Here is a 21,151-nt window from a genome sequence, read left to right on the forward strand (position 1 = left end):
ATGGAATATTAGCAGAATGTGAGGCGGAAGAATGACAAAAAAATGTCCGAAGTGCGGGAACGAATTCGATGCAGAATTAACGACCTGCCCAACATGTGGCTATTCACTAACTGACACAACAGTTGATAAAGAAGAAGCGGAAACGACTTCAACAAATATAGATTTTGAAACACAGGAAAATGAAAAACACGAAGATCAATTAAATGAGAATATTGAATGGTCTGAGTTAAAAGATATGAGCTTAGGCCATGTGATGGAACTGTTTGGCGAATCACCTGAAGAAGAAAGTAATGATGACAAAAAAGAAGAGTCGATAGAAGATAACTTAATAGTCTCTGATTCAGAGGATGTTTCTGGTCTAGAAACATCGCTTCAAGAAGGGGCTAGTGAGGAGACTCATGATTCGGTGGAGGAGTCGACACCAGCGACAGAAGAGACGCCTACTCATTCAACAGAAGAAAAACTAGCAACGGACGAAGCAGTTAATTTAGAGGAAACAACAGAAGAAACAATAGAAGAAACAACAGAAGAAACAACTACTGTTGAAGCAGAAACAGCTGAGGTATCTGAGACAGTGAAGTCAGAAGAGGAAGCTTTAACAGAGATTTCAGGAACTGAAGTTATCTCTACCACTTCTGAAGAAGAAATTTTTTCACAACCACCGATAGAAGATCAAGATGTAACACCAAACGAAACTTTGCAAGCTTATATTCAAGCGCATCGAGCAGATACAGAAATGTCTGAAGATCCATCAGAAGAAACAGCAGAGACCCAAGAGTTAGAAAACAGCGGTGAGGCAGTATTAACCCAAGCCGAAACACCAACTGAATCCATTTCAGATTCTGAAGAAGGGTTAACAAGTGCAGCGTCGCTAGAGGAACCGAGCGAAGCTGACGTAACCGAGGAAAAAGTTTCAAATTCAGGTGTGATACCACCGATGAATGAAACTGGGAATGCTCAACCAGCGCCTGCTCCGAAGAAACCATCAAAAAAAGTGGCTTTCGTTGCGCTTGCGGTTGTTTTATTAGCTGGAGGTAGTGCTTGGGCGTATCATGATCAAACGCAAAAAGCTGCCGCACAAGAGGCGGCGGCACTAACCAAGAAAACAGATACGCTGAAAGATGAACTAGCAGCCTTTTATACCACGAAGGAGCAAGTTTTTATTAAACCAGATATGGTGACTGTTAGTCCAGAAAAACTCTCAAAACAAGTCGCGGAAATTAAAGATTCAGAAGAGTATTCTCAATTAAATAAACAAATTCAAACATTGAAAGAGAAGCAACTAACCATTCAACAAATCAACCAATTATTTGAGGCGCCGATTGTCAATGGCAATGAGTTGAAACCGGCGATTCTAGCTGCTGATCAACCAATTTCCGTAAAGAAATTAACAGGAAATGATCCATTTGACCAATTGATGAACCAAGCAATCGATCAAGCGAACCAACAATACAACCAATTACAAAAAGCTAAAAAAGCAGTCGAGGTCATTTATAAAGATGGAAAAACTACCAATCAGCTGAATCGAGACACGTATCAAGCTGCTAAGGCAGAAGTAGATAAAGTAATAAGTGATAAGCTGAAAAAAGAACTGGTCAAACAAGTCAAGACAGCTGACCAAGCGTTAACCAAGGTTGAAGAAGAACAGAAAAGAATTGCAGAAGAACAAGCTGCCGCAGAGCAAGCAAAACAAGCAGAAGAACAAGCGAAACAAGCTGCTGCTGCGAAAAAAGAGAACGCTAAGAAGGAAGAAACAGCAAAAACAGAAGCGAATGGCTACACGGCGCCGAATAGTGACGGGGTTTACACTAGTCCGCTTTATGCGCCAGATGCTGCCGATATCGCTGATAGTAGCAATCCAGCGTGGACATGGGCACCAGGTGTGAAAGAAAAAGTCTTAGACACAGTGATTGCTCGTGGCTATGTGGTTCCTGGCGGATATTCTTTAGAACCTGCCAAAATTGTGAATGGCGAAGGTTACTACAATCTTTATGCAACAAACAATCAATCAAAATTATTAGAAGGCACTACAGAGAAAAATGTTCACATGTATTTAGTTACAATCAATGCTAAAACAGGTTGGTTCAAAGGGAACGCTTCTCGTAATGCAGGGCAATAAAAGAAAATAGAAACAATCGAACAAAAGCAGAAATCTTTTGTTCGATTGATTTTCCTTGAGGAGTTAATGATAAATGAGAGAATTACTAGCAACAACATTTACCGGCATTGTGGTCGATGAAAATGAACAATTTTATTTTGTTCAAAAAAATGGCATCACATTCCGTTTAAAAAAAGAAGAAGGTACGCATGCTATAGGGGAAGCTGTAGAAGGGTTTGGTTATTTAAATCAAAAACAAGAGCCAGCACTGACAACTACAATTCCTACTGTGCGCATTGGTAGCTATGGCTTTGGTACTGTCACAGGAACGAGACGTGATTTAGGTGTCTTTGTAGACGTTGGCTTACCAGATAAAGATGTCGTTATTTCGTTGGATGAATTACCAACTATGCGGGAACTTTGGCCTAAAAAAGAAGACCGAGTAATGGTTACTTTAAAAGTGGACAGTAAAGACCGCATTTGGGGCGAATTAGCAGATGAAAAAGTCTTTAAAGCAATGGCAAAACGCGGGAATGCTGAAATGCAAAACCAAAACTTAACTGGGCATGTGTATCGTCTGAAACTTGCAGGAACGTATATTTTAACTGATGATTTATACATTGGATTTATCCATCCTTCTGAACGATTCCAGGAACCACGTTTAGGTGAAAAAGTAGTGGGACGTGTGATTGGCGTGCGGCCGGACGGCGTATTGAATCTTTCGTTAAAACCAAGAAGTCATGAAGTAATCAGCGATGATGCGTTAATGATTCTAACTTTCTTAGAAAGAGCAAACGATCACCAAATTCCTTTCACCGATAAATCAAGCCCTGATGAAATTAAACAAACCTTTGGCATTAGTAAAGCTCAATTTAAACGCGCCTTAGGCCATTTAATGAAACAAAAATTAATTAAACAAGAAGATGGTAAAACAATTCTAATTGGCTCGTTGGAACAATCAAAAGAAAAAAATTAAGGTAGCTAATTGAGAATATCTTGCAAATTACAGTTATTTCTTTTATAATTATTTTAATTTGATTGATAAATTAAGTTTCTTAATTTGTAATCATTCTAAACAAGGAGCTGTAATAATGGATTCGACTGCTGCTTTAAAAAAGACAAAAAAACAATTACATGAATCAGGCTTTAAATTAACACCACAACGGGAAGCAACCGTACTTGTATTATTGGAAAATGAAAAAGATCATTTATCAGCAGAAGAAATTTACTTCTTGGTAAAACAAAAAAGTCCGGAAATTGGTCTAGCAACAGTCTATCGAACGCTAGAAATTTTAACAGACTTAAAAGTCGTTGATAAAGTGAGCTTTAACGATGGTTTAGCTCGCTATGATTTAAGAAAAGAAGGCGCCAAACACTTTCACCACCATTTGTTATGCTTAGAATGTGGCACAATTGAGGAAGTGGAAGAAGACTTGCTTGGTGAAGTAGAGCAAATTGTTGAAAGTCGGTATCATTTTTTAGTCAAAGATCATCGCTTAACTTTTCATGGTATTTGTCAAAGTTGTCAAAGTAAACATTAAAAAAACTGCCTTGCATTAATTTATGCAAGGCAGTTTTTTATTCATTGGAATTATAAATTAGCGAATTTTTCCAATAAGCGAATCATTTGGCAAGTAAAACCATATTCATTGTCATACCAAGCCACAGTTTTCACTAATTGGAAATCGCCAGCTGTCGTTACTTCTGTTTGCGTTGGGTCAAAAATCGAACCTTCTGTCGTGCCGATTATGTCTCCAGAAACAATTTCACGATTATCATAACCGAAAGAAGGGTTATCAATGGTGTGTTTTTTCATTGCTTCATTTACTTGATCAGCTGTTACTTTTGTTTTTAAAATGCTAACTAATTCTGTTAAGGATCCATCCACAACGGGAACACGTTGGGCATGGCCTTGTAATTTTCCATTAAGTTCTGGAATAACTAAGCCAATTGCTTTAGCAGCACCAGTTGAATGGGGAATAGTATTGTCTGCAGCAGAGCGTGCCGCACGAAGATTTCCACCACGAACAGGGCCATCTAATAGCATTTGTGTTGATGTGTAGGCATGGACAGTTGTCATGGTACCAACTTCAATACCAAATTCATTATTTAAAAAGTAAGCCATCGGTGCTAGACAGTTTGTCGTACATGAACCGGCAGAAATGATTTTATCGTTGGCATCAAGTGTATCATCATTGACGTTATAAACGATTGTTTTCATTGCGCCTGCAGGAGCAGAGATAACCACACGTTTCACACCTGCATCTAAATGAGCTTGTGCTTTTTCTTCAGAGGTATAAAAACCTGTACATTCAAGCACAATGTCTACTCCGTTTTCTTTAACCCAAGGGATTTTACTTGCATCTGGTTCTGCGTAGACACGGGTTTCTTCGCCGTCAACCACAATGCCATTTTCAGTGGCTGTCACGGTGCCAGGATAGGTGCCATGCGTAGAGTCAAATTGTAATAAGTGAGCCAACATTGTTGGGCTAGTCAAATCATTGATAGCCACAACTTCAATATCATCAGAAACTTCTTTTATTCGGCGAAAGGCTAAACGACCAATTCTTCCAAAACCGTTAATTCCTACTTTGACTGTCATAACAAAAATTCCTCCTTTAGATGTTTGTGTTTCTTTGGACCCTTGCTGAAAAAGTGATTTTCTTCAACTATCTATAGTATGAACCTCTAAAATTTTTTTGTCAAAAGACTGATAGCGAAGCGACAAAAAGAAAGCGAAAGATTCATGAGAAATTTTGCTTTTTCCAACGATAACTAACTAGAATTGCTAGACAAACGGTTGTTTTCCCGATACAATAATAAAGACTTTCGAATCACGCTTTTTGAGGTGATTAAAGATAGTAGAAGTAGAATAGGAGGACAAATTATATGTCCATGTTTTTAGATCAAGTGACGATTGATGTCAAAGCTGGTAAAGGCGGCGACGGAATGGTTGCTTTCCGTAGAGAAAAATATGTACCAGACGGGGGTCCCGCTGGTGGTGATGGCGGTCGCGGTGGCGACGTTGTTTTAGTTGTTGAAGAAGGATTACGCACATTAATGGATTTCCGGTTTAATCGTCATTTTAAGGCGACACCTGGAGAAAATGGTATGAGTAAAGGAATGCACGGTCGTGGTTCAGAAGATTTACTTGTCAAAGTTCCACCAGGTACAACAGTTCGTGATGCAGAAACTGGAGCCTTAATTGGGGATTTAATTGAGAATGGTCAGACCTTAGTAGTAGCGAAAGGCGGACGCGGTGGTCGTGGGAATATTCGCTTTGCTTCCCCAAGAAACCCTGCACCAGAAATTGCCGAAAACGGCGAACCGGGTCAAGAACGTAAAATCGAATTAGAATTAAAAGTCTTAGCAGATGTTGGTTTAGTTGGGTTTCCTTCTGTAGGGAAATCAACGTTACTCTCTGTTATCTCGTCCGCTCGTCCGAAAATTGGTGCCTATCATTTTACGACGTTAGTTCCAAACTTAGGGATGGTGACTACTAGTGACGGTCGAAGCTTCGCTGCAGCAGATTTGCCAGGCTTAATTGAAGGAGCTTCTCAAGGTGTCGGCTTAGGAACACAGTTCTTACGCCACATTGAACGGACGCGTGTTATTTTACATGTCATTGATATGAGTGGCATGGAAGGACGCGATCCTTATGAAGATTATTTGGCAATCAATAAAGAATTGGCTTCACACAATTTACGTTTGATGGAGCGACCTCAAATTATTGTTGCCAATAAAATGGACATGCCTGAAGCAGAAGAGAATTTAGCGAAATTTAAAGAGCAACTTGCGAAGGAACGCACCGATGAGTATGCTGATGAGCTACCTATTTTCCCAATCTCTGGGGTTACTCGTAAAGGTATTGAACCTTTATTAAATGCAACAGCTGACTTGTTGGAAGTAACGCCTGAATTCCCATTATATGAAGATGAAGTGGTAGAGGAAGAAACCGTTCGTTATGGCTTCCAACCAGAAGGTCCAGAATTTACGATTGATCGTGAACCAGATGCTTCATGGGTTTTATCTGGTGAAAAATTAGAAAAATTATTTGAAATGACGAATTTCGATCATGATGAAACAGTAATGCGTTTTGCACGTCAATTACGTGGTATGGGTGTCGATGAGGCATTACGAGCACGTGGTGCGAAAGATGGCGACATTGTTCGGATTGGTAATTTTGAATTTGAATTTGTCGAATAAGCATAAAACCAGTTCACTCAGTGAACTGGTTTTTTATTTTAAAATTAGTATTAAATCAGCGAATAGATTGAAATAATATTTTTAATAGCTTATAATTTTAAATGTAACAAAATAACAAACGAAAGGAGCGAAATTGAAATGGAAAACAATCAAGCAATGGTTCCTAAGTTTTCAGTTAAAAGTGCCGGTTTTCTTTTTAGTATGGGGCTCTTATGTGGTGTCCTGTTGCCGAGTGTTTTATTATGGACTTTCAATCTGCCGTTTAATATTGGTGCCATGATTTTTTTGCCTGTTGGGATTGCTTTTGCGTTAGCGTATAGTCATTATTTTATTGAAACGAAAACAGGTTTTTGTAAGCGTTTTATTTGGTTGTTTTTAATTTCTCTTATTTTATTAGAGCTGATCTCTTATTTATGGCTGATTAAAGGAGTTATTTTTTAAGAGAAAAACAGAGGAGAGTGTTATTTATGTTAGATAAACTGACTGTTTGGATTGAAAATCATCTAGCTGGACCAATGGCTAAAATTGCCAATCAGCGCCATTTACGTGCGGTGCGGGATGGGATTATTGCGACATTACCTTTAATTATTGTCGGTTCTTTTTTTCTAATTATTGCGTTTCCGCCGTTACCAGAATCTTGGGGCATTACTCAATTTTTAACAAGTAATGCTGCTACAATTTTACTGCCTTACCGAATGACAATGTACATTATGGCGTTATATGCGACTTTTGGCATTGGCGCTAGTTTAGCGAAATCATATAATCTTGATCAAGTCTCTGGAGGGATTTTGGCTACGATTGCTTTTTTATTAACATTAGTACCTGTGGCGATTCCTGAAGAAGCCAGTAAAGCAGCTGGCGTTTCTGGGTTTGTTTTACCAATGGCTAATTTGGGTGGTGCAGGGATGTTTGTCGGGATTGTGACGTCAATTATTGCTGTCGAAATCTATCGAGTAACAGATAAGTCTAAGTTCAAAATTACAATGCCTGATAACGTTCCACCTGCTGTTGCTCGTTCATTTGAATCGTTGACTCCGACGTTAATTGTCATGTTATTGATTGGTTCAATCACTTATTATTTAGGCTTTGATTGGCACACATTTGTAGGGAACTTAGTAGGACCACTAGTTCAAGCAGCGGACTCTTTATTGAGTGTCTTGCTGTTGGTCTTTTTAACCACATTTTTCTGGTTCTTTGGGATTCACGGCGCTTCAATCGTAGGATCGTTGGCGCGTCCTCTATGGCTACAACTATTAGAGGAAAACACGACTGCTAAAGCAGCTGGCGAAGCATTACCTCGGATTGCGGCAGAACCTTTTTACCAATGGTTCATTTGGATTGGTGGTGCCGGAGCCACAATTGGTTTAGCCATATTATTAGCCTTTCGGGCAAAATCAGAATATGGTTCAAAACTAGGAAAAGCTATTTTAGCACCGTCTATTTTTAATATTAATGAGCCAGTTATTTTCGGTGTACCGATTGTCTTAAATCCTATTTTAATGATTCCTTTTATCTTTGCACCAATGGTTTTAGCAACGATTGCTTGGTTTGCCACAAAATTAGGTTTAGTAAGTGAAGTTGTCTTTACCGCTCCTTGGACCTTACCAGGACCAATTGGCGCCTTTATGGCGACAGGCGGCGATTGGCGTGCTGCTGTTTTGAATATTGTTTTAATTCTAGTGGCCATCTTGATTTACTATCCGTTCTTTGTAGCTTATGATAAAAATGAGCTTGCCAAAGAACAAGGCAAACAAATAGAAGAATAAAGAGTGCAGCCGTTTAGTGTCCAGAACAAAAGGTGATGACCTTTTGTTCTGGACCTATTTGTTTATAAGCGTTAAAAATTCTCAATTTTTTTGAAATGTATAGAAAATTTTGAGAAAAGAAACGCATAAAAAAGTGTAAAATATTATATATATAATGAAAATGGTTTTCTTTTGTGTGAACATAATAAAGTTATTGTTAACTAAAAGAGAAAAGGGGTATGAAAATGGTTAGAACGAAGGTATATACAAAGGAAAAAATCTTAAACTTAGCTGAAAAAATTTTAGTAGATAAAGGTTTTTCTAATTTAACTGCTAGAAATATTGCAGATACTATGGGGATTTCTACGCAGCCAATTTATTTAGAATTTGTCAACATGGACGATTTAAAGCGAACCTTAATTAAATCGTTATTTCATCGTATGCAATTATTTTATAAAGCAGATGTCGGTGCCTCAGACCCAGTGATTGCATTGGGTCTGAACTTTATATTATTTGCCCAAAAACATCAAAAAATCTATACGGCGTTATTTATGAAAGCACATGGTTATGAAGAAGAATTGCAGCAAATGCTTCAAGCTTTTTTTGAAGAGCGTTTATTATTGGATAAAAAATATGTACAAATGGACAAAGGAAAATTTGTCGAATTATTTCCTAAAATGGTGGTAATCTATTTAGGTTTAGCCACAGCGGTTACAATGAAAACAATTGACTTAACTAAGAATCAAGAAATTCAATTATTAAGTCAATTATTGATAGAAGAGTAGTGTTTTGTTATTTATTCAAAATAACAAAAATACGACATAAGTCTGAGGAAAAACTGGTCGTTGCGCCCGAGGAAGGATTGTTTAAAACTTGCTATACTTTGGAAGAAGTAACAGAGAATAATTACTCGGGAGGATTTATGTGATGAAATTTATTAAATTTTTAGTGGTGACAGCAATTGTTATTGGTGGTGGTTTATTTGGGGCCAAGTTTTACGCAGAGAAGAACTCTGGCGAATTAGCTGGTGTGTTAGATCAATTAAATCCATTGGTTAAAGAAGGAAATGTGTATGTTAAAACAAAGAAAGCCGATAGCGTTAATGGCTATGGAATTGCTAGTTATACGCAAGTAGCCGCAGATGAGGAAGGCAAAACGCGAGAAATAACTTTCACAGCGGACCATGAATTAAAAACAGATCATTATCTAAAAGTCTCAAATAAAGGGGCCCACATCAATACGTATGAAGAGGTCAATCAAGACCAAGTACCAGAAAAGGCATTACAAGCGATTCAAAAATAACAAAAAGTCAGAACGTATCTTCAGCGTACGTTCTGACTTTTTGTTATTTTTTTGCTTCTTGAAGAATATTGATTTTTTCAATTTTAACATCAGTTTTTGGTTTATCGTTGGCACCAACTTCGACTTTGGCAATTTTATCGACAATATCCATTCCTTTGGTTACTTGACCGAAAACAGTATGTTTTTTATCAAGAGAAGGATAGCCGCCTTTTTTGTAAGCATCAATGATTGCTTTTGGATAATCATCATATAAAAGACCATCAGATTGATCATCTGTATTTTGGACAATAAAGAACTGACTGCCGTTAGTATTAGGTCCTGCATTCGCCATTGATAACGCGCCACGAATGTTATATAACTGGTTTGAAAATTCATCTTCAAATGGTTTATTCCAGATGCTGTTTCCGCCAGTTCCATCACCGCTAGGATCGCCACCTTGGATCATAAAGTTATTGATGACGCGGTGGAAAGTCAAGCCATCATAATAGCCATCTTTGGCATGTTTCATAAAGTTCTCGACAGTTTTTGGAGCCTGTTTAGGAAATAGTTTGATTTCAATATTTCCCATTGAAGTAACCATTTGGACTAAGTCTTGATCTTCGGCAACTTTGTCATCTAGTTGTGGTAAATCTAGTGAATTTAAGTCGACCGAATCCTTTGTTTTGCTTTCACTGGATTTAGCGACAGAATCACTCGTTGCGGTCGTGCCTTTATTATTGGTTGTGTTACAGCCTGCTAAAAGCAAGGTGAATGCTGCAACTGAAGCAACAGCAAGCATTTTCTTATGTTTCATCTGTTTTCCTCTTCCTTTCACACTGACAATTAGGTTCTTTTTTATCATAACAAAAGAGAAGATAACAAACCAGTGGAATTTTTATAAGATTTCCTATAGGAAAGGTGTAGACCACTTTTGTTTTTTTTGTTACAATGTAAGCAGATACATTATTATGTTTTACAATTTAGGAGGCAATCACATGGGAAAATTAGGTATTTCAATTTATCCAGAACGTTCAACATTTGAAAAGGACAAAGCATATTTGGATTTGGCTCATAAATACGGCTTTAAGCGTGTCTTTACTAGTTTATTGCAAATCAATGATGATCGGGAAAAGGTATTAGCAGAGTTTAAAAAAGTCGTAGATTACGCCAACCAATTAGGTATGGAAGTGATGGTCGATATTAATCCTGCATTGTTCGAACAATTAGGCATCTCTTATGATGATTTATCATTTTTCCATGATATGGGCGCTTACGGTATTCGTTTAGATCTTGGCTTTACTGGGCAAGAAGAGGCGAATATGACAAGAAACCCTTATGGCATTAAAATTGAAATTAATATGAGTTCAGGGACAAGTTATGTAGATAATATTATGGCCTACTCACCAAACACAGAAAATTTACTAGGCTCACATAATTTCTATCCACATCGTTATACAGGCTTAGGCTATGAGCATTTTGTTTATTGTTCAGAAAAATTTAGAAAATATAATTTAAATACGATGGCGTTTGTGAACTCACACGATGCTACATTTGGACCATGGCCGACACAAGATGGGTTATGTTCTTTGGAAGACCACCGCGATTTAGAAATTGCAACGCAAGTTAAGCATTTAGTTTTAACAGGATTAATCGATGATATTTCTGTCGGAAATGCTTATGCCTCAGAAGCAGAATTAGCAGCAATGGCAGAAGCCTTTCATGCACCGTATCCTTCGATCAAAGTGGATACAGAACCAGAAATCACAGAAGATGAAAGAATTGCATTGTTCGATAACTTACACAGTTATCGTGGAGATCGTTCTGATTACGTTTTGCGTTCAACAATGACACGTGTTTACTATAAAGATCGTCCTTTCCCAGCTCATACAACGAGAGATATTGTTCGAGGCGATGTCTTGATTGACAACGTTGGCTATGGACAATACAAAGGGGAAACACAAATTGCTTTAAAAGAAATGAAAAATGATGGCCGTGTAAATGTGGTTGGTCGTATTTCTGATGACGAACGTTTCTTATTAGAATTTTTGAAACCATGGTCAAGTTTTAAACTTATTGAAAATAAATAATTTTTAGTTTCCTATAAATAGATAAGTGGAGCATAGCGTAAAAGGTAATATTTTTGTGCTATGCTTTTTTTGTCGCAACAAAATTGTCTCATTGTAGTGGTAAAGAAAGATGGTTGAATCTTTGAATGGTGGTTGTCAAAAAAAGGGCGACAACTTATAATGAATCATACAGTTTAAATAAAAGGAGTACGTAGATGAATCGATGGTTAAAAATTTTGATTGCGCTTATTGTAGTAATTGCAATTGGTTTAATTGCGGCAGGCTTATATTTTTATAATTATGCAGTAGTTCCAGGAAAGAAAGACTTTATAAATGAGAATACCCCAGGGTCAAAAGTGGTCCAGACACCTGAAGGCGCGTGGTTTAAAGATGACAAAAATCGACAAGAATGGTCAATTACTTCGGAAGATGGGCTACGTCTAAAGGCCATTTATTTACCAGCCGACAAAAAAAGTAATCGTACCGTTATTATGGCGCATGGTTATATGGGTTCGGCAGAAACGATGTCTGTCTTTGCGAAAATGTATCATGATTGGGGCTACAATGTGTTAGCGCCAGATGCGCGTGGTCACGGGAAAAGTCAAGGAGATTATATTGGGTTCGGCTGGCCCGATCGTAAAGATTATGTCCAATGGATTGAGAAAGTTTTAACCGAAAATGGTCAGCAAGAACAAATCACTTTATACGGTGTCAGTATGGGTGCTGCTACAGTCATGATGACGAGCGGGGAAAAATTACCAGATAACGTGAAAGCCATTGTGGAAGATTGTGGCTATTCTACAGTCAATCAGGAGTTGCAATATCAATTGAAAGAGCTTTTCAATTTACCAAGTTTCCCATTAGTTAATGTTACTAGCGGGATTACGAAACTTAGAGCTGGCTATTTCTTTGGGGAAGCAAGCGCTGTTAAACAATTACAAAAGAATCATTTACCAATGCTCTTTATTCATGGTGAAAATGATACGTTTGTGCCGTTTAGTATGTTAGACGAAGTTTATAATGCAACCCAAGGACCTAAAGAAAAATATGTCGTGCCTGGAGCAGAGCATGCGAAAGCTTATAATAAAAACCCAGAAAAATATAAGGAAACAGTAGCTGCTTTTCTAGATAAATATATAAAATAACAAATTTATTCTTTACTAATAGTAGCAACAACAAAAGACTTGTTCTTAAGTTAACGACTTAGTGAACAAGTCTTTTGTTGTCAGTTGATTTTTTTTAATAAGTTGGAATTTACCCATGCAATCTAGGGCATAATCTGATAGGATAGTACTAGAAATGAGGGAAGGATAATGGAAGAACAATTAGTCGATTATTTACACTATTTACAAATAGAGCGGGGCTTATCAAATAACACACGGCGGAGTTACGAACGAGATTTAAAAAAATACGTAGCCTTTTTACAAGAACAAGGCCTGCATTCTTGGGACGAAGTTGACCGTTACATGATTACAGAATTTTTGCAATCCCTTCACGAAGAACAGCAAGCTTCAGCAAGTGTGATTCGGATGATTTCTAGTTTGAGAGGATTTCATCAATTTTTACGTCAAGAACGCTTAAGCGAACATAATCCGATGCAACATATTGACTCCCCCAAGAAAGTTCAAAAATTGCCAAGTACATTATCTGTTGACGAAGTGACTCGATTAATTGAAACGCCTGATACAAGTAAACCACTAGGTATGCGGAATCGTGCTATTTTAGAAGTGATGTATGCAACGGGCCTGCGAGTTAGTGAGCTAATTGAAATAAAATTAGGGGATCTGCATTTATCCATTGGTTTATTGCAAACAATCGGAAAAGGGGACAAAGAACGAATTATCCCTTTAGGCGATTATGCGATTCAATGGATTGAGCGCTATATGAACGAAGCCAGACCTCAATTGATTAAAAATCATCCGAATGAAACACACCTGTTCGTTAACCATCATGGCGAACCGTTATCTAGACAGGGCATTTGGAAAAATTTAAAACAGATTGTCCGAGAAGCCCAGATAGAGAAAAATATTACGCCGCATACATTACGGCATAGTTTTGCGACACATTTGTTGGAAAATGGCGCAGACCTTAGAATCGTGCAAGAATTATTAGGACATGCAGATATCTCCACGACACAAATTTATACACATATTACCAAACAACGAATGGCAGATGTTTATAAGGAACATTTTCCTCGGGCTTAATTTGCGAGAATGCCCACAAACGAATAAATTTATGGTAAACTAGGAAGTCGAGAAAAGAAAGTAGGTGTCGTTTTTGCAAGAAATTAATTTAAAACTAGATGTCTTTGAAGGACCACTGGATCTTCTACTACATTTAATTCAAAAATTAGAAATCGATATCTATGACATTCCCATTACAGCAGTAACTGAACAATACATGTCTTATATTCATGCGATGCAAACCTTAGAGTTAGAAGTCGCTGGAGAATATCTAGTCATGGCTGCCACCTTAATGGCTATTAAAAGTCAGATGTTGCTTCCAAAACAAGAGCTTGAAATCATTGATGATGAAGATTTTTTTGAAGAGGAAGACCCACGGGAAGCTTTAGTAGCTCAGTTATTGGAGTATCGGAAATTTAAATATGCAGCGACTGTTTTACATGAAAAAGAAGAAGAACGTAAACTCTATTATACAAAAGAACCAATGGATATGGATGATTATAAAGAGGAAGATACAACACTACCGCCTAATCAAATCAATACAATTGATTTATTTCTAGCCTTTCATTCCATGTTAGAAAAGAAAAAAAATCGCCAGCCTGTTGAAACAACTGTTGCCAGTGACGATGTTTCCATCGAAGAAAAAATCTCCGCTATTTCAGAACGTATGCGTCAAGTACAGAAAGGGAAGGCAGTGTCGTTTGATTCTTTCTTCGATTCTTATTCCAAACAAGAAATTGTGACAACGTTCATGGCTCTTTTAGAATTAATGAAAACAGGCGTGATTTATGCTGAACAAGAAAATAATTATAGTGAAATTTTGTTATTTAATACAGAAACCCAGCAGGAAGATACAACAGAGGTGGAGGAAACACAGTGACATTAGTTAGTCAAATTGAAGCAATTTTATTTGTGGTTGGCGAAGAAGGAATTGGCTTGGAAGAGCTTGCGTACTTATTAGAGAAGTCAACAGCAAAAACCTATGAAGAATTAACGAAATTGAAAGAACATTATGCTTCTGACAATAAATCGGCGTTGAATATTTTAGAAGTCGGCAATCATTTTGTCTTAACAACGAAGAAAAAATATGCCTCATTACTAAAAAAATATGCGCAATCGCCTATGTCGAACGCCTTATCACAAGCGGCGCTAGAAACATTATCCATTATTGCTTATAAGCAACCAATTTCGCGTATTGAAATTGATGAAATTCGTGGCGTACAGACTTCTGGCTCTATCCAAAAGTTAGTTGCCCGTCAGTTGATAGAAGAAAAAGGCCGCGTCGATGGTCCTGGTAGAGCGATTTTGTATGGCACAACGAAGTATTTTATGGATTACTTTGGGTTGAAAAGTTTAGATGAATTACCAGATATCCAACAAATGGAAGATGAATTAGAAGAAGAACTACCAATGGATCTATTTTTTGATCGTTATCAAGAAACGAACCCAATGTCTGAAACAACAGAAGGCGAGGAAGCTTAAACAATGGAAAGATTACAAAAAGCAATTGCTCATGCTGGGGTGACTTCGCGTCGCAAAGCAGAGGAATTAATTGTCAAAGGTCGCGTAAAAGTCAATGGCCAAGTGGTCAAAGAATTAGGAACACAAGTAAGTAAACAAGATACCGTTGAAGTTGATGGTGTACCAATTTATCAAGAAGAATATGGTTATTATTTATTCTATAAACCAAGAGGGGTTATTTCTGCGGTGTCTGACGATAAAGGCCGTAAAGTAGTAACGGATTATTTTACAGATGTTACTGAGCGAATTTATCCAGTCGGTCGTCTGGATTATGATACTTCTGGGTTGTTACTTTTAACGAATGATGGAAGTTTTTCACAAAAATTAACCCATCCTAAACATGAAGTAGATAAAGTCTACGTAGCAAAAATTAAAGGTGTACCAACTAAACGGGATCTATTGCCATTAGCCAAAGGCATTCGCATTGATGGCAAACGCACAGCACCAGCCAATTTTCAAATTCTTTCAGCGGATATTAAAACAGGTAGCAGTGTCGTGGAATTAACGATTCATGAAGGACGTAATCATCAAGTGAAGAAAATGTTTCAAGCTGTTGGTTTCCCTGTTCAAAAATTAAAACGTGAACGTTACGGTGAGTTGACCTTACAAGGTTTGCGACCAGGGCAATATCGTGATTTAACTAAAAAAGAAATCAGTCAATTATTAAATCAAGCTAAATAAGATAAAATGACTCGATCTCTTCGCGCTTATGGCGAAGGGATTGTTTTTTTTTTTGAGAAATGAAACAATCAATGAAATTTAATAAAAAAGCTTAGTTAGTTGCATTCATTGTTCAAATGGGTTACACTAAGTAAGTAAAAAAATATAATACAAGGTTCGTCTTCAGGGGCAGGGTGTAATTCCCGACCGGTGGTTATAGTCCACGACTCGTTTTTAACGATTGAATTGGTGTAATTCCAATACCGACAGTATAGTCTGGATAAAGAAGATAGGGCTTATTTGAGACGCTTTTTCATCAGATAATCCTACTCTATTTTTCCCTGCAGAAAAATAGGGTTTTTTTGTATGACAAAGAAGCGAATCAAAAAGTTCGTTGAAGATGGGTCCTTAATTGGAGGATTTCAGATGAACAACAAGGTACAAAAAATGGTCAGCATTGCAATGTTGGCTGCAATCGGTACAGTATTACAATTTGTGGCATTTCCGATTATGCCAGCGTTTAGTTTTTTGAAAATCGATTTTAGTGATATTCCGATTTTACTCGGAATGTTCTTGTACGGACCGTTAGCAGGAGTAATTACTGCTTTTGTTCGTTCGTTGCTACACCTGTTCTTAACCGGACTAGCACCGCAAAATATGGTGGGAGATTTCGCTAGCTTTTTAGCAAGTAGTATCTTCACCTTGCCAATTTTTTATTTCTTTGGTAAAAAGAAAAATATCCGTACAAATCGGATAGTGGGCCTAGTAAGTGGGATCTTAGCCTTGACGATTTTCATGAGTATTGCGAATTATTTTGTCATTACACCAGTTTACTTACAATTATATGGTGTGACCACACAACAATTTTTAGGAACATCTTTAGCAAGCTATGTGGCGATTGGTATTGTGCCATTCAACCTTATTAAAGGCCTCTTAGTCAGTGGTGTTTTTCTAGTACTACATGCGAAGTTATTGCCATGGCTATCAAAAAAACAACATACTATTCAGAAAAAAACACCGTTAACAAAATAAATGATAAAAAACCTGCTGTTGAACAATGTTTGACAGTGGGTTTTTAAAATTTACGCCTAAAAGAAAAGAGGTTGTCATAATCTGTCATCATTCTGTTAAAAAATACTAAACCATCTGCATTGTAATTTTAACTTTCCCTTGGTATGATAGAAATCATCAAAGAAAGAGGAGTTTTCCTGAGTGAAAAAGTGTAAAAATTGTCGTCACGTGAATCGTGATACGGAGTCCTTTTGTGAAGAATGCGGCGCTCCGCTAATGAATGAATCAATGCATCAAGAGGAAAACCAAGCACAACCATCAATGAATAAAGGGAACGAATCTACTCCTCTCAGATCAAAAAGAAGCTGGATCTGGGTGTTTCTTTTTGTATTCATCGTTCTTGGAGCGGGTAGCTATTTTCTCGGGACGCATTATTTTTCTAAGGAACAACAAATTTCTCATTTTATTGAAGCGATTGAGAATGGTGATGCCCAAGAATTAAGTAAAAAAATGAGGACGAACGAGTCTGAATTTCAAGTGAATCCGCAAAGCATTAAGCCCTTAATCACTTATTATCAAAAAAATCCAACTGAGCTAAAAAAATTAGAAAAAGCGCTATTAAAGGATAAAAAGCTACATGGTTTAACTATTCGTGAAACAAGTCAAACAGCATTTTTCTTTCACCGTTATCAATTCATTTTAACGCCTGTTTCTGTTCAGTTAACGACGAATCAACGCGGTGTGACGCTGGCAATGAACGGTCGGGAAGTGGGAACTTCCGACTCAACCACTTATCAAAAAGAATTGGGACCCTTAGCGCCAGGACAATATACCTTTACAGCCACAGTGAAAGATAGCACCGGCGAACCTGTTATCACAGAAGAGTATCGTTTATTAGAAGAGGAAAATTATATTTCTAGTATTCCTTTAGATTTTAAACGAATGAATTTTGTTGTGGAGAGCAATCTGCCAGACGCAGATATTTATATTAATGATCGGAAAGTTGGTACGCTAACGAATGGAAACAAAACGATTGGCCCTTTGTTCTGGTCCAAAGGGATGACGATTCAACTTAAAAAGACGATTAATGGAGAAGAAATTCAAACATCAAAAGAAACGATTGGTGAAAATGATTTTGTCGAAGCGCTCTCCGATAATCCAACGCTACAATTGAATTTTCCGTTAGCTAGCGACTATGATGCCCGCAAAGCGCTAGAAACCTTTTATCAAGCATTTGCCAAACAAGTGAAAAGTCATACGGATAGTACAGAATTTGCTAAAAAATATCTCGTTGGTGGGGAAAATAATCCTCAATTTCCTTCTTTTATTGAAGCAATTGAACGATTACGTGAAAAGAAATCGACCGATGTTTCACCAGATTTTGAAGTGACCATTAATACGCTACAATTGGATGGTAAAGAAAATTACCATGTCAATTATTATTTAGAAGCTAAAAATTCTAAAGCAAAAGAAAATGGTCTTCGTTATGAATGGATCAATGGCCTAAATGATCAAATTCATTTAGTCAAAGAACCGCTAAAAGAAGGACAATTACAGTTTGTTTCGATAGATGAGCAAACACTTGCTTGGCTCGAAAAAATACTCTAAGCAAAAATGAGTGCTAAATTATTTAGCACTCATTTTTGCTTATTTCTATTGCACGCGTGGGACATTTGCGGTACGCTTTTAACACATTCTCGCGTTCGTTTTCTGGAATAAATTGTTGTCGAGCATGCGGCTCGTCTTTAAAAAGGACAATCCCATGATCATCATAATCAAATATATTGGGCGCATAAACTTGACAAAGTCCACAAGCAATACATTTTTCAGGAACTAAACGTGATTGCATAAACAGTGACACATCCTATCTAAAAGAGGTTTACTATGGAAGCAACTTTTATTTTAGCGTTATTATCTCATGGATACAAGGTACGTGCATCAACTTTGTATCATCTTTTAAAAGGCAAACGGACTAGCTCTGTTTTGATTTATGGGTTTTTATATGATTGTTTACGATTCATTGGCTGGTGGCCAACGATTTCCGAACAAGCCTATTTTCAATTTCTTGAAAAACTTTCGAAGGCGAAACAAATTCAGTATCACAAAGAGACAAATGAGATTCAACTAACAAAAGAAGGGCAACTATTTTTAAAGGAGCACCATTTTTCGTTGCTGGATTATCCTGCAATTGATCTTTATCGTTTTGGCAGAAGTGATCGAGAAAGTTGGCAACTCATTCAATTTGCCGTGCAAGTGACTTCGTATTTATCATTTGAGGAAAAACAGTATATTCCACTTTTATCAACACCGATTCCGCAACTATATTTGAAACGATGGTTACAACAAGACAAGAAAGAGCAGCGCGTTCAATCAATCAAAGAAGAACTGTTGCGAGGGTTTGAGTTACTACCTGAAGCAGAAAGCGACTATTTGGTTGCGCAACTTTCTGGTTATCAGCAAACTGGCAAAGTTCCTCAGCAATTAACAAGCCATAAGACAGTTCTTGAACAGCGATTATGGCATACGCAAGCGGTTCATCATTTACTGCAGTTGATAATGTACGGAGGAAACTATCCTGCTTTACAAACGCTTGTATGGCCGTATCTAGAAAAAAATCTAAACCAAAGTATGCAAGAAACCCAACGATTGTTAACGGAAGGCAAGACGCTTCAAGAAATTGCTGAGCAGCGAAAAATAAAACCGAGTACCATTCATGACCATCTATTAGAGTTGGCTATTCAAGGGCAGCTGCAGGCGTCTGTTTATCTTGAAAAGGAGGCAATACTCCAAAACTTGGCTCAAACAGAACAAGATCCGCGGTTGTGGGTGTATCGGGATTGGCGAGCGCAAGAAGCGACGCTTTCTTATTTAGATTTTCGGTTATATCAAATCCAACAAATTTGGCAAGAAAAGGAGTGAGTGTTGTTGACATTAGAACAAGAATTATTCACTCGATTTGGTTATGCAGCGTTTAAGCCTGGTCAAAAAGAAGTGATTACAAACTTACTTGACGGTATGAATACATTGGCTGTTTTGCCAACAGGCACCGGTAAATCATTGTGTTATCAATTTGTGGGCCAGAAGTTAGAGGGACTAACGGTAATTGTTTCTCCTTTACTTTCGTTAATGGAAGATCAGGTGCGTCAATTACAAAGACAAGGAATTAAAGGTGCGGTTGCCTTAAACAGTACGTTACAGTATTCAGAAAAGCGTTATATTTTAGCGAAAATGTTCCAATACGATTATCTGTTTTTAAGCCCAGAAATGCTTTTGCAGCAAGAAGTACTTAGTGTGTTACAACGCCAAAAAATTGCATTATTTGTGGTGGATGAAGCCCATTGTGTTTATCAGTGGGGCGTCGATTTTCGCCCTGAATATAGTAAATTAGATCTGGTCCAAAAACAGCTAGACTTTCCTTTGACCTTGGCGTTAACTGCCACAGCGACACCCGTTGTACAGCACGCAATTATAAAACAATTATTTTCTCATGGTAGCTATCAAGAAGTTCTTTCTTCAGTGAATCGAAAAAATATTGGCTTGTTCGTGAAGGAAACGTCAGAAAAAGAAGAAGTGTTACTGGATTACTTATCTAAAACGGCTGGTAAAATCATTATCTATTGCGCCACGCGCAACAAAACAGAACAAATCAGTCAACTTATTCAGGCGAAAACCAGTTTTAAGGTAGCCTATTATCATGGGGGCTTGGAGGCTAGTGAACGTAGTCGCTTGCAAGAACAATTTATTGATAATCAAATCGATATTCTTTGTGCAACGAATGCTTTTGGGATGGGAATCGACAAACCTGATGTTCGTGGAGTGATTCATTTTGATTTGCCTGATAGCTTAGAAAATTACCTGCAAGAAATCGGGCGAGCTGGACGTGATGGTCAAAAAAGTTGGGCGCTATTATTGTATAAAAAAGGGGATGAATTTATTCATCGGTTTTTCTTAGAAGAGACAAGAGCGAATCGAGCGACATTAAAATCGCTGATTGAAGGAGAAGAACAAGCAGGTTTGTTAGAAAATGCCACCGAGTTACAACAAAAATGGGTTCAAGGCTATTTAGCCAAGGATTATTCTTTTGAAGAGCTAGAGCATCGTTTAGAGGAGAAAGAAAAAGATCGTCAAGCGCAATTAAGAGGGATGCTGACGTATATTGAAACCACAACCTGTCGAAGAACGTTGATTCAAACTTATTTTCAAGAACCGATTGTCAAACAATCACCGGAAACTTGTTGTGATAATTGTGCGTTATTCTTTGACATTTACCAAGATTCAATAGTAAAATCGAACAAGACCAGCAATCAAAATGAAGGAGGTTGGCGTTCTAAATTTCTAAAATTATTTAAAGAACGTGATTAATTCATTTTTTTAGTCGGC

Annotated in this window: 21 protein-coding genes and 1 riboswitch; of the genes, 18 read left to right on the forward strand and 3 right to left on the reverse strand. The window is 37.5% G+C overall.

The genetic code is table 11. The features are described 5' to 3' along the window. Positions 1–31: 31 nt before the first annotated feature. From IGJ46_RS05970 to IGJ46_RS05980, 3 genes are all read left to right on the forward strand, one after another. Positions 32–2,119: a cell division site-positioning protein MapZ family protein gene (locus tag IGJ46_RS05970; RefSeq protein WP_218391561.1), complete on the forward strand. Its 2,088-nt coding sequence runs from the start codon at positions 32–34 to the stop codon at positions 2,117–2,119. Positions 2,120–2,192: 73 nt separating this feature from the next. Then, positions 2,193–3,074 (forward strand): CvfB family protein, encoded by an 882-nt coding sequence (locus IGJ46_RS05975; RefSeq protein WP_002361792.1) that lies wholly within the window; start codon positions 2,193–2,195, stop codon positions 3,072–3,074. Positions 3,075–3,189: 115 nt separating this feature from the next. Further along, positions 3,190–3,639: a Fur family transcriptional regulator gene (locus IGJ46_RS05980; RefSeq protein ID WP_002357640.1), complete on the forward strand. Its 450-nt coding sequence runs from the start codon at positions 3,190–3,192 to the stop codon at positions 3,637–3,639. Between the two features lie 50 nt (positions 3,640–3,689). Here IGJ46_RS05980 and gap read toward each other — a convergent pair whose 3' ends face one another. After that, a complete protein-coding gene (gap, locus tag IGJ46_RS05985; protein WP_002389291.1) occupies positions 3,690–4,700 on the reverse strand; it encodes a type I glyceraldehyde-3-phosphate dehydrogenase in 1,011 nt (336 codons plus the stop codon). A gap of 287 nt (positions 4,701–4,987) precedes the next feature. Between gap and obgE the strand changes: the two genes are divergently transcribed. The 5 genes from obgE (at position 4,988) to IGJ46_RS06010 (ending at position 9,351) form a co-directional block, all read left to right on the forward strand. Next, a complete protein-coding gene (obgE, locus tag IGJ46_RS05990) occupies positions 4,988–6,304 on the forward strand; it encodes a GTPase ObgE (protein WP_002384537.1) in 1,317 nt (438 codons plus the stop codon). Between the two features lie 138 nt (positions 6,305–6,442). Continuing rightward, positions 6,443–6,745 carry a hypothetical protein gene (locus tag IGJ46_RS05995; protein ID WP_002357636.1) on the forward strand — a complete coding sequence of 101 codons (303 nt, stop codon included), beginning with the start codon at positions 6,443–6,445 and terminating at the stop codon, positions 6,743–6,745. A 26-nt stretch (positions 6,746–6,771) separates the two neighbouring features. Continuing rightward, positions 6,772–8,070, forward strand: a complete 1,299-nt coding sequence (locus IGJ46_RS06000; protein WP_002363934.1) for a PTS sugar transporter subunit IIC — start codon at positions 6,772–6,774, stop codon at positions 8,068–8,070. 218 nt (positions 8,071–8,288) lie between these two features. Further along, the gene (locus tag IGJ46_RS06005; RefSeq protein ID WP_430613999.1) at positions 8,289–8,834 is read left to right on the forward strand and encodes a TetR/AcrR family transcriptional regulator; all 546 of its coding nucleotides are present in this window, start codon (positions 8,289–8,291) and stop codon (positions 8,832–8,834) included. Positions 8,835–8,976: 142 nt separating this feature from the next. Next, positions 8,977–9,351, forward strand: coding sequence for a YxeA family protein (locus tag IGJ46_RS06010; RefSeq protein ID WP_002357632.1), 375 nt, complete (start codon positions 8,977–8,979; stop codon positions 9,349–9,351). A gap of 43 nt (positions 9,352–9,394) precedes the next feature. Here the strand turns inward: IGJ46_RS06010 and IGJ46_RS06015 are convergent, their stop codons facing one another. Then, the gene (locus IGJ46_RS06015; RefSeq protein WP_002374887.1) at positions 9,395–10,144 is read right to left on the reverse strand and encodes a peptidylprolyl isomerase; all 750 of its coding nucleotides are present in this window, start codon (positions 10,142–10,144) and stop codon (positions 9,395–9,397) included. 181 nt (positions 10,145–10,325) lie between these two features. On the opposite strand from IGJ46_RS06015, the gene IGJ46_RS06020 reads away from it, so the two are divergent. The 8 genes from IGJ46_RS06020 (at position 10,326) to IGJ46_RS06055 (ending at position 18,379) form a co-directional block, all read left to right on the forward strand. Continuing rightward, on the forward strand, positions 10,326–11,417 hold the full coding sequence (locus IGJ46_RS06020) for a DUF871 domain-containing protein (RefSeq protein ID WP_002360357.1): 1,092 nt from the start codon (positions 10,326–10,328) through the stop codon (positions 11,415–11,417). 194 nt (positions 11,418–11,611) lie between these two features. After that, on the forward strand, positions 11,612–12,541 hold the full coding sequence (locus tag IGJ46_RS06025) for an alpha/beta hydrolase (protein WP_002357629.1): 930 nt from the start codon (positions 11,612–11,614) through the stop codon (positions 12,539–12,541). A 168-nt stretch (positions 12,542–12,709) separates the two neighbouring features. Next, positions 12,710–13,600, forward strand: coding sequence for a site-specific tyrosine recombinase XerD (gene xerD, locus IGJ46_RS06030; protein WP_002360354.1), 891 nt, complete (start codon positions 12,710–12,712; stop codon positions 13,598–13,600). Between the two features lie 64 nt (positions 13,601–13,664). Continuing rightward, the gene (locus tag IGJ46_RS06035; protein ID WP_002384532.1) at positions 13,665–14,459 is read left to right on the forward strand and encodes a segregation/condensation protein A; all 795 of its coding nucleotides are present in this window, start codon (positions 13,665–13,667) and stop codon (positions 14,457–14,459) included. Further along, a complete protein-coding gene (gene scpB, locus IGJ46_RS06040) occupies positions 14,456–15,061 on the forward strand; it encodes an SMC-Scp complex subunit ScpB (RefSeq protein WP_002357625.1) in 606 nt (201 codons plus the stop codon). Before IGJ46_RS06035 ends, scpB begins: the two co-directional genes overlap by 4 nt. Before the next feature lie 3 nt (positions 15,062–15,064). Further along, positions 15,065–15,781 (forward strand): pseudouridine synthase, encoded by a 717-nt coding sequence (locus tag IGJ46_RS06045; protein WP_002357624.1) that lies wholly within the window; start codon positions 15,065–15,067, stop codon positions 15,779–15,781. A 154-nt stretch (positions 15,782–15,935) separates the two neighbouring features. Then, a riboswitch (FMN riboswitch) is annotated at positions 15,936–16,055 on the forward strand. Between the two features lie 71 nt (positions 16,056–16,126). Further along, positions 16,127–16,792 carry an ECF transporter S component gene (locus IGJ46_RS06050; protein ID WP_002384530.1) on the forward strand — a complete coding sequence of 222 codons (666 nt, stop codon included), beginning with the start codon at positions 16,127–16,129 and terminating at the stop codon, positions 16,790–16,792. A gap of 255 nt (positions 16,793–17,047) precedes the next feature. Continuing rightward, positions 17,048–18,379 carry a zinc ribbon domain-containing protein gene (locus IGJ46_RS06055; protein WP_174121085.1) on the forward strand — a complete coding sequence of 444 codons (1,332 nt, stop codon included), beginning with the start codon at positions 17,048–17,050 and terminating at the stop codon, positions 18,377–18,379. Positions 18,380–18,401: 22 nt separating this feature from the next. On the opposite strand, the gene IGJ46_RS06060 is transcribed toward IGJ46_RS06055, so the two are convergent. Beyond that, on the reverse strand, positions 18,402–18,620 hold the full coding sequence (locus IGJ46_RS06060; RefSeq protein WP_002357617.1) for a ferredoxin: 219 nt from the start codon (positions 18,618–18,620) through the stop codon (positions 18,402–18,404). A 35-nt stretch (positions 18,621–18,655) separates the two neighbouring features. Between IGJ46_RS06060 and IGJ46_RS06065 the strand changes: the two genes are divergently transcribed. Both IGJ46_RS06065 and IGJ46_RS06070 read left to right on the forward strand, forming a co-directional pair. Further along, positions 18,656–19,690, forward strand: coding sequence for a helix-turn-helix domain-containing protein (locus IGJ46_RS06065; protein WP_218391562.1), 1,035 nt, complete (start codon positions 18,656–18,658; stop codon positions 19,688–19,690). Next, a complete protein-coding gene (locus IGJ46_RS06070) occupies positions 19,691–21,133 on the forward strand; it encodes a RecQ family ATP-dependent DNA helicase (protein WP_002384526.1) in 1,443 nt (480 codons plus the stop codon). Positions 21,134–21,151: the final 18 nt, after the last annotated feature.

This window comes from Enterococcus sp. AZ120 (assembly GCF_050546165.1).
Lineage (GTDB): Bacteria > Bacillota > Bacilli > Lactobacillales > Enterococcaceae > Enterococcus > Enterococcus faecalis.

Bases quoted from the DNA above. Each gene is read 5' to 3' on its own strand.
- IGJ46_RS06050 (WP_002384530.1), top strand. From the start codon at position 16,127: ATGACAAAGAAGCGAATCAAAAAGTTCGTTGAAGATGGGTCCTTAATT.
- IGJ46_RS06000 (WP_002363934.1), top strand. From the start codon at position 6,772: ATGTTAGATAAACTGACTGTTTGGATTGAAAATCATCTAGCTGGACCA.
- IGJ46_RS05980 (WP_002357640.1), top strand. From the start codon at position 3,190: ATGGATTCGACTGCTGCTTTAAAAAAGACAAAAAAACAATTACATGAA.
- IGJ46_RS06020 (WP_002360357.1), top strand. From the start codon at position 10,326: ATGGGAAAATTAGGTATTTCAATTTATCCAGAACGTTCAACATTTGAA.
- xerD (WP_002360354.1), top strand. From the start codon at position 12,710: ATGGAAGAACAATTAGTCGATTATTTACACTATTTACAAATAGAGCGG.
- IGJ46_RS06060 (WP_002357617.1), bottom strand. From the start codon at position 18,620: ATGCAATCACGTTTAGTTCCTGAAAAATGTATTGCTTGTGGACTTTGT.
- gap (WP_002389291.1), bottom strand. From the start codon at position 4,700: ATGACAGTCAAAGTAGGAATTAACGGTTTTGGAAGAATTGGTCGTTTA.
- IGJ46_RS06010 (WP_002357632.1), top strand. From the start codon at position 8,977: ATGAAATTTATTAAATTTTTAGTGGTGACAGCAATTGTTATTGGTGGT.
- IGJ46_RS06045 (WP_002357624.1), top strand. From the start codon at position 15,065: ATGGAAAGATTACAAAAAGCAATTGCTCATGCTGGGGTGACTTCGCGT.
- IGJ46_RS06015 (WP_002374887.1), bottom strand. From the start codon at position 10,144: ATGAAACATAAGAAAATGCTTGCTGTTGCTTCAGTTGCAGCATTCACC.
- IGJ46_RS05995 (WP_002357636.1), top strand. From the start codon at position 6,443: ATGGAAAACAATCAAGCAATGGTTCCTAAGTTTTCAGTTAAAAGTGCC.
- IGJ46_RS06025 (WP_002357629.1), top strand. From the start codon at position 11,612: ATGAATCGATGGTTAAAAATTTTGATTGCGCTTATTGTAGTAATTGCA.
- IGJ46_RS06065 (WP_218391562.1), top strand. From the start codon at position 18,656: ATGGAAGCAACTTTTATTTTAGCGTTATTATCTCATGGATACAAGGTA.
- obgE (WP_002384537.1), top strand. From the start codon at position 4,988: ATGTCCATGTTTTTAGATCAAGTGACGATTGATGTCAAAGCTGGTAAA.
- IGJ46_RS06055 (WP_174121085.1), top strand. From the start codon at position 17,048: ATGAATGAATCAATGCATCAAGAGGAAAACCAAGCACAACCATCAATG.
- IGJ46_RS05970 (WP_218391561.1), top strand. From the start codon at position 32: ATGACAAAAAAATGTCCGAAGTGCGGGAACGAATTCGATGCAGAATTA.
- IGJ46_RS06005 (WP_430613999.1), top strand. From the start codon at position 8,289: ATGAAAATGGTTAGAACGAAGGTATATACAAAGGAAAAAATCTTAAAC.
- IGJ46_RS05975 (WP_002361792.1), top strand. From the start codon at position 2,193: ATGAGAGAATTACTAGCAACAACATTTACCGGCATTGTGGTCGATGAA.